The sequence below is a fragment of the Streptococcus mitis genome, assembly GCF_003942965.1.
Taxonomy (GTDB): domain Bacteria; phylum Bacillota; class Bacilli; order Lactobacillales; family Streptococcaceae; genus Streptococcus; species Streptococcus mitis_BH.
This window is the reverse complement of record NZ_RJOG01000016.1, coordinates 35,259-47,333: the sequence shown is the minus strand read 5'-3', so window position 1 is coordinate 47,333 and position 12,075 is coordinate 35,259. Positions and strand designations below refer to the sequence as shown.

The 12,075-nt window shown below is 42.8% G+C and carries 12 protein-coding genes, 11 tRNA genes and 1 rRNA gene; all 24 read left to right on the top strand.

Going from position 1 to position 12,075, the window contains the following annotated elements; translation table 11 throughout:
- Positions 1-56: 56 nt before the first annotated feature.
- Positions 57-172 (top strand): 5S ribosomal RNA (gene rrf, locus D8837_RS06270).
- Between the two features lie 4 nt (positions 173-176).
- Positions 177-249, top strand: a tRNA-Val gene (locus D8837_RS06265).
- 5 nt (positions 250-254) lie between these two features.
- Positions 255-325, top strand: a tRNA-Gly gene (locus D8837_RS06260).
- A gap of 34 nt (positions 326-359) precedes the next feature.
- A tRNA-Ile gene (locus D8837_RS06255) sits at positions 360-433 on the top strand.
- A 59-nt stretch (positions 434-492) separates the two neighbouring features.
- A tRNA-Ser gene (locus tag D8837_RS06250) sits at positions 493-571 on the top strand.
- Positions 572-584: 13 nt separating this feature from the next.
- Positions 585-658, top strand: a tRNA-Met gene (locus tag D8837_RS06245).
- A 3-nt stretch (positions 659-661) separates the two neighbouring features.
- Positions 662-734 (top strand) — tRNA-Phe (locus tag D8837_RS06240).
- Between the two features lie 12 nt (positions 735-746).
- Positions 747-827 (top strand) — tRNA-Tyr (locus tag D8837_RS06235).
- Between the two features lie 4 nt (positions 828-831).
- A tRNA-Trp gene (locus tag D8837_RS06230) sits at positions 832-902 on the top strand.
- 14 nt (positions 903-916) lie between these two features.
- Positions 917-989: transfer RNA gene (locus D8837_RS06225), tRNA-His, on the top strand.
- 13 nt (positions 990-1,002) lie between these two features.
- Positions 1,003-1,074 (top strand) — tRNA-Gln (locus D8837_RS06220).
- Between the two features lie 9 nt (positions 1,075-1,083).
- Positions 1,084-1,167, top strand: a tRNA-Leu gene (locus D8837_RS06215).
- Between the two features lie 365 nt (positions 1,168-1,532).
- On the top strand, positions 1,533-3,368 hold the full coding sequence (gene uvrC / locus D8837_RS06210; RefSeq protein ID WP_125456527.1) for an excinuclease ABC subunit UvrC: 1,836 nt from the start codon (positions 1,533-1,535) through the stop codon (positions 3,366-3,368).
- Positions 3,361-3,765 carry a hypothetical protein gene (locus D8837_RS06205; protein ID WP_125456526.1) on the top strand — a complete coding sequence of 135 codons (405 nt, stop codon included), beginning with the start codon at positions 3,361-3,363 and terminating at the stop codon, positions 3,763-3,765. Before uvrC ends, D8837_RS06205 begins: the two co-directional genes overlap by 8 nt.
- Before the next feature lie 90 nt (positions 3,766-3,855).
- A complete protein-coding gene (locus D8837_RS06200) occupies positions 3,856-4,461 on the top strand; it encodes a nitroreductase family protein (RefSeq protein WP_050242307.1) in 606 nt (201 codons plus the stop codon).
- 12 nt (positions 4,462-4,473) lie between these two features.
- Complete coding sequence (gene pepV, locus D8837_RS06195) at positions 4,474-5,874, top strand: dipeptidase PepV (RefSeq protein WP_125456525.1); 1,401 nt, start codon at positions 4,474-4,476, stop codon at positions 5,872-5,874.
- 53 nt (positions 5,875-5,927) lie between these two features.
- Complete coding sequence (locus D8837_RS06190; protein WP_125456524.1) at positions 5,928-6,506, top strand: uracil-DNA glycosylase family protein; 579 nt, start codon at positions 5,928-5,930, stop codon at positions 6,504-6,506.
- Between the two features lie 114 nt (positions 6,507-6,620).
- The gene (locus D8837_RS06185; RefSeq protein WP_125456523.1) at positions 6,621-6,908 is read left to right on the top strand and encodes a rhodanese-like domain-containing protein; all 288 of its coding nucleotides are present in this window, start codon (positions 6,621-6,623) and stop codon (positions 6,906-6,908) included.
- Positions 6,909-7,079: 171 nt separating this feature from the next.
- Positions 7,080-8,405 carry a branched-chain amino acid transport system II carrier protein gene (gene brnQ, locus D8837_RS06180; RefSeq protein ID WP_185755679.1) on the top strand — a complete coding sequence of 442 codons (1,326 nt, stop codon included), beginning with the start codon at positions 7,080-7,082 and terminating at the stop codon, positions 8,403-8,405.
- A gap of 97 nt (positions 8,406-8,502) precedes the next feature.
- Entirely contained in the window at positions 8,503-9,540 is a 1,038-nt protein-coding gene (locus D8837_RS06175) for a M42 family metallopeptidase (protein WP_125456521.1), read from the top strand.
- A gap of 1 nt (position 9,541) precedes the next feature.
- Positions 9,542-10,012 (top strand): HIT family protein, encoded by a 471-nt coding sequence (locus D8837_RS06170; RefSeq protein ID WP_125386175.1) that lies wholly within the window; start codon positions 9,542-9,544, stop codon positions 10,010-10,012.
- A gap of 2 nt (positions 10,013-10,014) precedes the next feature.
- Positions 10,015-10,731: an LD-carboxypeptidase LdcB/DacB gene (gene ldcB, locus D8837_RS06165; RefSeq protein ID WP_125386174.1), complete on the top strand. Its 717-nt coding sequence runs from the start codon at positions 10,015-10,017 to the stop codon at positions 10,729-10,731.
- A gap of 122 nt (positions 10,732-10,853) precedes the next feature.
- Positions 10,854-11,279 (top strand): 50S ribosomal protein L11, encoded by a 426-nt coding sequence (rplK, locus tag D8837_RS06160; RefSeq protein ID WP_001085807.1) that lies wholly within the window; start codon positions 10,854-10,856, stop codon positions 11,277-11,279.
- Between the two features lie 97 nt (positions 11,280-11,376).
- Positions 11,377-12,066 (top strand): 50S ribosomal protein L1, encoded by a 690-nt coding sequence (rplA, locus tag D8837_RS06155; protein ID WP_001085675.1) that lies wholly within the window; start codon positions 11,377-11,379, stop codon positions 12,064-12,066.
- Positions 12,067-12,075: the final 9 nt, after the last annotated feature.

The window sequence follows — 12,075 nt, the reverse complement described above, 5'->3', positions numbered from 1 at the left end:
CGAGCGGTTTTCTTGGTTTGAATAGATATTCAATTTTGAGTAGGTATTACTCAGAGTTAAGTGACGATAGCCTAGGAGATACACCTGTACCCATGCCGAACACAGAAGTTAAGCCCTAGAACGCCGGAAGTAGTTGGGGGTTGCCCCCTGTGAGATATGGAAGTCGCTTAGCTCTAGGGAGTTTAGCTCAGCTGGGAGAGCATCTGCCTTACAAGCAGAGGGTCAGCGGTTCGATCCCGTTAACTCCCATTTTAGCGGGTGTAGTTTAGTGGTAAAACTACAGCCTTCCAAGCTGTTGTCGCGAGTTCGATTCTCGTCACCCGCTTTGAACTTTGTTCAAATTACCAAGTTTTTAACTTGGGCGCGTAGCTCAGGTGGTTAGAGCGCACGCCTGATAAGCGTGAGGTCGGTGGTTCGAGTCCACTCGTGCCCATTAAAAATTATGGTCCGTTGGTCAAGGGGTTAAGACACCGCCTTTTCACGGCGGTAACAACCCAAGTCCGGCTGAAGGGAACGGTCTTGAAAACCGTCAGGCGTGTAAAAGCGTGCGTGGGTTCGAATCCCACATCCTCCTTTAGTATTAACGCGGGATGGAGCAGCTCGGTAGCTCGTCGGGCTCATAACCCGAAGGTCGTAGGTTCAAATCCTGCTCCCGCAATAAGGCTCGGTAGCTCAGTTGGTAGAGCAATGGATTGAAGCTCCATGTGTCGGCGGTTCGATTCCGTCTCGCGCCATTTATATATTATGGAAGGGTAGCGAAGAGGCTAAACGCGGCGGACTGTAAATCCGCTCCTTCGGGTTCGGGGGTTCGAATCCCTCCCCTTCCATATTACGGGCATAGTTTAAAGGTAGAACTAAGGTCTCCAAAACCTTCAGTGTGGGTTCAATTCCTACTGCCCGTGTTTATAGAATTATGGCGGGTGTGGTGAAGTGGTTAACACACCAGATTGTGGCTCTGGCATGCGTGGGTTCGATCCCCATCACTCGCCTATTTTATATTATTGGGGTATAGCCAAGCGGTAAGGCAAGGGACTTTGACTCCCTCATGCGTTGGTTCGAATCCAGCTACCCCAGTTACTATTTGCCGGCGTGGCGGAATTGGCAGACGCGCTGGACTCAAAATCCAGTGTCCGCAAGGACGTGCCGGTTCGACCCCGGCCGCCGGTATAGTATAGAATTAAGGAACGTTGATAAATCAGCGTTTCTTTTTTTCTTTGGACAACTTTTGGTCAACAATTATCGGCCCTTTGTCAACTTTAGTGGGTTGAAGAAAAGCTATGATCGATAATTGTTGTTCAGGGTGATAAAAATCGGTTTTTAGAAGTTTTCATAGTTTCGAAATCCAAAGGCTTTGTATTTAATTAGTTTAATGAGAATATTAATATTGCATCTGGCTTTTTATTACTCTAACTTAGACGGATTATGAAATGGGATATGTTTTTTATAATTTGTTTAGTAGCATTAGTCTTATTTTGATATGAAACCAATGAGTGGGGGACTATCTTTCCCTACTTTTTTGCTATAATGGAACTATGAATAACTTGATTAAATCAAAACTAGAGCTCTTGCCGACCAGCCCTGGTTGCTACATTCACAAGGATAAAAACGGCACCATTATCTATGTAGGAAAGGCTAAAAATCTGCGTAACCGCGTGAGGTCTTATTTCCGTGGAAGTCATGATACCAAGACGGAAGCTCTGGTGTCCGAAATTGTGGATTTTGAATTTATCGTTACGGAGTCCAATATTGAGGCACTTCTCCTAGAAATCAATCTGATCAAGGAAAACAAGCCCAAGTACAATATCATGCTCAAGGATGATAAGTCCTATCCTTTCATCAAAATCACTAATGAGCGCTATCCTCGTTTGATTATCACCCGTCAGGTTAAAAAGGACGGAGGTCTCTACTTTGGACCTTATCCAGACGTGGGGGCGGCCAATGAAATCAAGCGGTTGCTGGATAGGATTTTCCCTTTTCGTAAGTGTACCAATCCACCATCTAAGGTCTGTTTTTACTACCATATCGGACAATGTATGGCCCACACCATCTGTAAGAAAGATGAGGCCTATTTCAAGTCCATGGCTCAGGAGGTTTCTGATTTTCTAAAAGGGCAAGATGACAAAATTATTGATGACCTCAAGGGAAAGATGGCAACGGCAGCCCAGGCTATGGAGTTTGAACGTGCGGCGGAATACCGTGACCTGATTCAGGCCATTGGAACGCTTCGAACCAAGCAAAGGGTCATGGCAAAGGATCTCCAAAATCGGGATGTCTTTGGCTATTATGTGGACAAGGGCTGGATGTGTGTTCAGGTTTTCTTTGTCCGTCAGGGCAAGCTCATTGAGCGGGATGTCAATCTATTCCCCTACTACAATGATCCGGACGAGGACTTCTTAACCTATGTGGGACAATTCTATCAAGAAAAATCCCACCTGGTTCCCAATGAGGTGCTGATTCCGCAGGATATTGACGAAGAAGCCGTCAAGGCTTTGGTGGATACCAAGATTCTCAAACCCCAGCGTGGAGAGAAAAAGCAACTGGTCAATCTGGCTATAAAGAATGCTCGAGTCAGCCTAGAGCAGAAATTCAATCTGCTAGAGAAATCTGTCGAAAAAACACAGGGGGCTATTGAAAATCTAGGACGTTTACTCCAAATCCCAACCCCAGTCCGCATCGAATCCTTCGATAACTCTAATATCATGGGGACCAGTCCTGTTTCAGCCATGGTTGTCTTTGTCAACGGCAAACCAAGTAAAAAAGATTATCGTAAGTATAAAATCAAGACTGTCGTTGGACCAGACGACTATGCCAGTATGCGTGAGGTTATTCGCAGGCGCTATGGTCGAGTTCAGCGCGAGGGTTTAACCCCGCCAGATTTGATTGTCATTGATGGAGGACAAGGTCAAGTCAATATCGCCAAGCAAGTCATCCAAGAGGAACTGGGCTTGGATATCCCCATTGCAGGTCTGCAAAAGAATGACAAGCACCAAACCCATGAATTGCTCTTTGGTGATCCGCTTGAGGTGGTGGAGTTGTCTCGCAATTCTCAGGAATTTTTCCTCCTCCAACGGATTCAGGATGAGGTCCACCGCTTTGCCATCACTTTCCACCGTCAACTGCGCTCTAAGAACTCCTTTTCATCACAATTGGATGGAATTGAAGGGCTGGGACCTAAACGCAAGCAAAATCTTATGAAGCATTTCAAGTCTCTGACCAAAATCAAGGAAGCCAGTGTGGATGAGATTGTCGAAGTTGGAGTACCAAGAGCAGTAGCAGAGGCTGTGCAAAGAAAGTTGAACCCGCAGGAAGAAAAGGAATTAGCTCAAGTTGCTGAACAAGGAATAATAGAATGGAGAAAAAATGAGTAAAATAAGCAATAAAATATTAGGGACAGTATATGTAATTTCTTATCTCTGCCTTCTTTATTGTCTGTGGATTTGGAATGGACCAATTTTTCTTTTTTTGACGGTTATCTTATTTGGTTTTCCCTTATTAATAATAGCTATTCCTTTGTTAGGTTTATGGATATTTACAAAATTGAAATCCCAGATTTTAATTGGTTATATATCGAGTTTATTGAACAGCTATTATCTGTATTTGGTACTTAAAAATTTTCATTTAGAACGAATTACAGATACAGCAGGCCATAAAATTGCTTTATCATCTGGACTATCTGTTGCAATTATCATTTTTGATGTGATGCTTTTATCAGTTGCTACCTTAGGTTTTTATAAAAATTATATTTTGGTTTTTAAAAAAGAATAATTTGGACCAAGAGATACTATGAAAAATCCCTGCAAGCTCTTTCAAATTATGGTAGAATGGAAGCAATAGAATTAGAAAAGGAAATCGATTATGAAATTTCTTGAATTAAATAAAAAACGTCATGCGACTAAGCATTTCACTGATAAGCCAGTTGATCCAAAAGATGTGCGTACGGCTATCGAAATTGCAACCTTGGCACCAAGCGCCCACAACAGCCAGCCATGGAAATTTGTAGTGGTGCGTGAGAAAAATGCTGAATTGGCAAAGTTGGCTTACGGTTCCAACTTTGAGCAGGTATCATCAGCGCCAGTGACCATTGCCCTCTTTACAGATACGGACTTAGCCAAACGTGCTCGCAAGATTGCCCGGGTTGGTGGTGCTAACAATTTCTCAGAAGAACAACTTCAATACTTTATGAAAAATTTGCCAGCTGAATTTGCACGCTACAATGAACAACAAGTCAGCGACTACCTAGCCCTCAATGCAGGTTTGGTTGCTATGAACTTGGTTCTCGCTCTTACAGACCAAGGAATCGGATCAAATCTGATTCTTGGTTTTGACAAATCAAAAGTCAACGAAGTTTTGGAAATCGAAAACCGCTTCCGACCAGAACTCTTGATTACAGTGGGATACACAGACGAAAAATTGGAACCAAGCTACCGCTTGCCAGTAGATGAAATTATCGAGAAAAGATAGAAGGAAGATAATATGACAGCAATTGATTTTACAGCAGAAGTAGAAAAACGCAAAGAAGACCTCTTGGCTGACTTGTTTAGCCTTTTGGAAATCAACTCTGAACGTGATGATAGCAAGGCGGACGCTCAGCATCCATTTGGACCTGGTCCAGTAAAAGCCTTGGAAAAATTTCTTGAAATCGCAGACCGCGATGGCTACCCAACTAAAAATGTTGATAACTACGCAGGACATTTTGAGTTTGGTCAAGGGGAAGAAGTTCTCGGAATCTTTGCACATATGGACGTGGTGCCAGCTGGTAGCGGTTGGGACACAGACCCTTACACACCAACTATCAAAGATGGTCGTCTTTATGCGCGTGGGGCTTCAGATGACAAGGGTCCTACAACAGCTTGTTACTATGGTTTGAAAATCATCAAAGAACTGGGTCTTCCAACTTCTAAGAAAGTCCGCTTCATCGTCGGAACAGACGAAGAATCAGGCTGGGCAGATATGGACTACTACTTCGAGCACGTAGGACTTGCGAAGCCAGACTTTGGTTTCTCTCCAGACGCTGAGTTCCCTATCATCAATGGTGAAAAAGGAAATATCACAGAATACCTCCACTTTGCAGGTGAAAATGCAGGTGCTGCTCGTCTTCATAGCTTTACAGGTGGTTTGCGTGAAAATATGGTGCCTGAATCAGCAACGGCAGTTGTTTCAGGTGATTTGACTGACTTGCAAGCTAAACTAGATACTTTTGTTGCAGAACACAAGCTCAGAGGAGAAATTCACGAAGAAGCTGGTCAATACAAGGTGACGATCATTGGTAAATCAGCCCATGGTGCTATGCCTGCTTCAGGTGTCAATGGTGCAACTTACCTAGCTCTCTTCCTCAGTCAGTTTGACTTTGCAGGACCAGCTAAAGACTATCTTGACATCGCTGGTAAGATTCTCTTGAACGACCATGAGGGTGAAAATCTCAAGATTGCTCATGTGGATGAAAAGATGGGTGCTCTTTCTATGAATGCCGGCGTCTTCCGCTTTGACGAAACAAGCGCTGATAATACCATTGCCCTCAACATCCGCTATCCAAAAGGAACAAGTCCAGAGCAAATCAAGTCAATCCTTGAAAACTTGCCAGTTGCTTCTGTTAGCCTTTCTGAGCACGGTCATACCCCTCACTATGTGCCAATGGAAGATCCACTTGTGCAAACCTTGTTGAATGTCTATGAAAAACAAACTGGACTTAAAGGTCACGAGCAAGTTATCGGTGGTGGAACCTTTGGTCGTTTGCTCGAACGCGGAGTTGCCTACGGTGCCATGTTCCCAGACTCAATTGATACCATGCACCAAGCCAATGAATTTATCGCCTTGGACGATCTCTTCCGAGCTGCAGCAATCTATGCCGAAGCTATTTACGAATTGATCAAATAAAACGATAGAAGTCTGAGATGCTATGCTTAGACTTCTTTTTGGAGGGAAAGTAGATGTCTCAAATCGAAAGAATCAAGCAGGCTATTATGGCAGATACGCAGAATGCTACCTATACAAAGCGTGGGATCGAGCCTCTCTTTGCAGCGCCAAAGACTGCTCGCATCAATATCATCGGTCAAGCACCGGGGCTTAAAACGCAGGAGGCAGGACTTTATTGGAAAGATAAAAGTGGTGCCCGCTTGCGAGATTGGCTTGGTGTTGACGAAGACACTTTTTACAATTCAGGATATTTTGCTGTTTTGCCTATGGATTTCTACTTTCCAGGGCATGGCAATTCAGGTGATTTACCACCTCGAGCAGGATTTGCCGAAAAATGGCATTCACAGCTCTTGCAAGAATTACCAGATATTCAATTGACCCTCTTGATTGGGCAATATGCCCAGGCCTACTATTTAAAGGAGAAAATCAGTGGCAAGGTGACAGAACGGGTAAAACACTACCAGAAGTACTTGCCAACCTATTTTCCACTAGTTCACCCCTCACCACGCAATCAAATCTGGATGGCCAAAAATCCTTGGTTTGAGGCAGAAGTAGTGCCGGATTTGAAAAAAAGAATTAAAGCAATTTTATAGTCAATGAAAATCAAAGAGCAAACTAGGAAGCCAGCCGCAAGCTGTACTTGAGTACGGTAAGGCGACGCTGACGTGGTTTGAATTTGATTTTCGAAGAGTATTAGGAGAAAAAGAATGAAAGAAATTACCTTTGACGCATTTTACCAGCTTTACCAAAATGACCAACTTTCTCTAGTGGACGTGAGAGAAGTGGAGGAGTTTGAAGCTCTTCATTTAGAAGGTGCTCAGAATCTTCCTCTGAGTCAATTAGCTGATACTTATGATCAATTGGACAAGGATCAGTTACATTATGTTATTTGTAAATCTGGAATGAGATCGGCGCGTGCTTACCAATTCTTATCAGAACAAGGTTATGAGGTTATCAATGTACAAGGTGGCATGATGGCTTTTGAAGAACTGTAAACAGTAGAATTTTCTCCTACTTAGTGTGATCTTGGTAGGAGGATTTTATTTTTAGATAATTCTTATTTTTAAGAATCTTGAAAACATTCAACATTTACTTCGTGAAGCTTTTTTCATACTCCTATTCATGATATACTAGGTCAGTATTTTATAAATATGAAGGAGATTTTCATGGCTAAAAAAGGTGCCTTAACAGGTTTACTCCTGTTTGGAATATTTTTTGGTGCGGGGAACTTGATTTTTCCGCCTTCTCTAGGTGCTCTATCTGGAGAACATTTTCTTCCTGCCATCGCAGGTTTTGTCTTTTCAGGTGTCGGTATCGCCGTCTTGACTCTTATTATTGGAACGCTAAATCCTAAAGGATATATTTACGAGATTTCAACAAAGATAGCGCCTTGGTTTGCGACTCTTTACCTCTCAGTTCTTTACTTGTCAATCGGTCCATTCTTTGCTATCCCACGTACAGCTACAACAGCTTATGAAGTCGGGATTAGCCCCCTTTTGTCGGATGCTAATAAAGGTCTTGGCTTGATTGTCTTTACGGTTCTGTATTTTGCGGCAGCCTATTTGATTTCGCTTAATCCATCAAAAATCTTGGACCGTATCGGTCGTATTTTAACGCCAGTCTTTGCGATTTTGATTGTCATCTTGGTTGTACTAGGAGCTTTCAAATACGGTGGGACAAGTCCTCAAGCTGCTTCAGCTGCTTATCAAGCTTCTGCCTTTGGTACAGGTTTCTTAGAAGGTTATAATACCTTGGACGCCCTTGCCTCAGTTGCCTTTAGCGTAATCGCAGTTCAAACCTTGAAACAACTTGGATTTTCAAGTAAGAAAGAATACATTTCAACTATTTGGGTTGTTGGTATCGTTGTTGGCCTTGCCTTCAGCGCTCTTTATATCGGTTTAGGTTTCCTTGGAAATCATTTCCCAGTACCTGCTGAAGCGATGAAGGGTGGAACACCAGGTGTTTACATCTTGTCACAAGCTACTCAAGAAATCTTTGGTTCAACAGCTCAACTCTTCCTTGCAGCTATGGTTACCGTAACCTGCTTCACAACAACAGTTGGTTTGATTGTGTCAACAGCTGAGTTCTTTAATGAACGCTTCCCACAAATCAGCTACAAGGTTTATGCGACAGCCTTTACCTTGATTGGATTTGCCATTGCTAATTTGGGTCTTGATGCGATTATCAAGTACTCCATTCCAGTACTGGTTATCTTGTACCCAATCACCATTGCCATCGTTATGATTGTCATTGTCAACAAATTTGTTGCTCTTTCAAAACCTGGTATGCAATTGACAATTGCTGTGGTTACAGCTATTGCCATTGCAAGCGTATTAGGAAGCTCGTTTAAGGTTGAGTTTCTTGCAAGCCTTGTCAACGCTCTTCCTTTTGCCAAGGCATCTCTCCCATGGTTGGTGCCAGCTATTGTCGGAATCTTGCTCTCATTGGTTCTACCAAACAAGCAAGAAAGCGATGTTTTTGAAATGGAATAATCGTTAAAATCACTTTTGTAGCCAAGTCTACAGGAGTGATTTTCTTTTTTTATCCGATGATAAATGTGTTATAATAGGTAGCAAAAGAGGTGAAGAAATGAATCAAACAGTAGAATATATCAAAGAACTGACAGCCATTGCGTCGCCAACGGGCTTCACTCGGGAGATTTCGGACTATTTAGTCAAGACTCTAGAAGGTTTTGGTTACCAGCCGGTTCGTACAGCCAAGGGTGGTGTCAATGTGACCATCAAAGGTCAAAATGATGAAGAGCATCGCTATGTGACTGCCCATGTAGATACGCTGGGTGCTATTGTCCGTGCTGTCAAACCAGACGGCCGTCTCAAACTGGATCGTATCGGTGGCTTTCCTTGGAACATGATTGAAGGTGAAAACTGTACCGTTCATGTAGCTAGCACAGGTCAAAAGGTATCCGGAACCATCCTTATCCACCAGACCTCTTGCCATGTCTACAAGGATGCAGGAACTGCAGAACGCACGCAGGACAATATGGAAGTGCGTTTGGATGCAAAAGTAACCAGTGAAAAAGAAACTCGTGCTCTTGGTATTGAGGTCGGTGATTTTATCAGCTTTGATCCACGAACCGTCGTAACAGAGACAGGTTTTATCAAGTCTCGTCATTTGGACGATAAGGTCAGTGCAGCGATTTTGCTTAACCTGCTTCGTATTTATAAGGAAGAGAAGATTGAGTTGCCAGTAACAACCCATTTTGCTTTTTCAGTCTTTGAAGAAGTGGGACACGGTGCTAATTCTAACATTCCTGCTCAGGTGGTAGAATATCTGGCTGTGGATATGGGAGCTATGGGAGATGATCAGCAAACAGACGAATATACAGTGTCTATCTGTGTCAAGGATGCTTCTGGACCTTATCATTATGACTTCCGGCAACACTTGGTTGCTTTGGCTAAAGAGCAAGATATTCCATTTAAACTGGATATCTATCCGTTTTATGGTTCAGACGCTTCAGCGGCTATGTCTGCAGGTGCAGAAGTTAAACATGCCCTTCTCGGTGCTGGTATCGAGTCTAGCCATTCTTATGAGCGTACTCATATTGACTCGGTGGTCGCAACGGAGCGTATGGTTGATGCTTATCTTAAGAGCGCATTGGTAGACTAATATGTGTTTGATTTGCCAGAGAATTGAGCTCATCAAGAAGGGAGCAAATCCCTATTTTGTCAAAGAGTTGGAAACAGGCTATCTTGTGGTTGGAGACCACCAGTATTTTGCAGGCTATAGTCTCTTTCTAGCTAAGGAACACGTCACCGAATTGCACCATTTGAAAAAGGAGACAAGACTCCGTTTTCTAGAAGAAATGAGTGTGGTCCAAGAGGCGGTTGCTAAGACCTTTGCTGCTGAGAAAATGAATATCGAACTGCTAGGAAATGGCGATGCCCATCTTCATTGGCATCTGTTCCCTAGACGAAGAGGTGACATGAATGGTCATGGTCTCAAGGGACGTGGTCCAGTCTGGTGGGTTCCCTTTGAAGAAATGACAGCAGAAACCTGCCAAGCAAAACCGGATGAGATTAAAAGATTAGTCAAACGTTTATCGTTAGAAGTAGATAAACTATTAGAAATAAAGGAGTAGAAATGAAAAAAAGATACCTAGTCTTGACAGCCTTGCTAGCCTTGAGTCTAGCAGCTTGTTCACAAGAAAAAGCAAAAAATGAAGATGGCGCAGCTAAGACAGAACAAACAGCTAAAGCTGATGGAACAGTCGGAAGCAAGTCTCAAGGAGCTGCTCAGCAAAAAGCAGAAGTGGTTAATAAAGGAGACTACTACAGCATCCAAGGGAAATACGATGAAATCATCGTAGCCAATAAACATTATCCATTGTCTAAAGATTATAATCCAGGGGAAAATCCAACAGCCAAGGCCGAGTTGGTCAAACTCATCAAAGCGATGCAAGAGGCAGGCTTCCCAATTAGTGATCAATACAGTGGTTTTAGAAGTTACGAGACTCAGACTAACCTCTATCAAGATTATGTCAATAAAGATGGAAAGGCTGCAGCAGACCGTTACTCTGCCCGCCCTGGCTATAGCGAGCACCAGACAGGCTTGGCCTTTGATGTGATTGGAACAAATGGTGATTTGGTGACAGAAGAAAAAGCGGCCCAATGGCTCTTGGACCATGCGGCTGATTATGGTTTTGTTGTCCGTTATCTTAAAGGTAAGGAAAAGGAAACAGGCTATATGGCTGAGGAATGGCACCTTCGTTATGTAGGAAAAGAGGCTAAAGAGATTGCAGCTAGTGGCCTCAGTTTGGAAGAGTATTTCGGCTTTGAAGGTGGAGATTACGTCGATTAAAAAATAAACTTTTTCCTTGCAATTCCAGATAAATAGTGTATAATAGATGAGTATGTGTAAAGCATACTTGTGGGAGGTAAAAATCTTTAATTACCGCCAAAACCACAAAGGAGGATTTAAAAATGGCTAAAAAAGTCGAAAAACTTGTAAAATTGCAAATCCCTGCTGGTAAAGCTACACCAGCTCCACCGGTTGGACCTGCTCTTGGTCAAGCTGGTATCAACATCATGGGATTCACAAAAGAGTTCAACGCTCGTACAGCTGACCAAGCTGGTATGATCATTCCAGTTGTTATCTCAGTTTACGAAGATAAATCATTTACTTTCATCACTAAAACACCACCAGCTGCTGTTCTTTTGAAAAAAGCTGCAGGTGTTGAAAAAGGATCAGGTACACCTAACAAAACTAAAGTTGCTACAGTTACTCGTGCACAAGTACAAGAAATTGCAGAAACTAAGATGCCAGATTTGAACGCAGCAAACGTAGAGTCTGCAATGCGTATGATCGAAGGTACTGCTCGTTCTATGGGATTCACTGTTGTTGACTAATCAATAACACCCCCAATATAACCCGCAAGACTTCATCATTTCGAGAAGTGACGTGGGAGATGAAAATCGATTGAACCACTTACAAGGAGAATAGAAAATGGCTAAAAAAAGCAAACAACTTCGTGCTGCTCTTGAGAAAATCGACAGCACAAAAGCATACAGCGTAGAAGAAGCTGTAGCACTTGCAAAAGAAACTAACTTTGCAAAATTTGATGCAACTGTAGAAGTTGCTTACAACTTGAACATCGACGTTAAAAAAGCTGACCAACAAATCCGTGGAGCAATGGTATTGCCAAACGGTACTGGTAAAACTTCACGCGTTCTTGTTTTCGCACGTGGTGCAAAAGCTGAAGAAGCAAAAGCTGCAGGTGCAGACTTTGTTGGTGAAGATGACCTTGTTGCTAAAATCAACGACGGTTGGTTGGACTTCGACGTAGTTATCGCTACACCTGACATGATGGCTCTTGTTGGACGTCTTGGACGTGTCCTTGGACCACGTAACTTGATGCCAAACCCTAAAACTGGTACTGTAACAATGGATGTTGCTAAAGCAGTTGAAGAGTCTAAAGGTGGTAAAATCACTTACCGTGCTGACCGTGCAGGTAACGTTCAAGCAATCATCGGTAAAGTATCATTTGAAGCTGAAAAATTGGTTGAAAACTTCAAAGCTTTCAACGAAACAATCCAAAAAGCAAAACCAGCTACAGCTAAAGGAACTTACGTAACAAACTTGACTATCACAACTACTCAAGGTGTTGGTATCAAAGTTGACGTAAACTCACTTTAATCAGTAGTT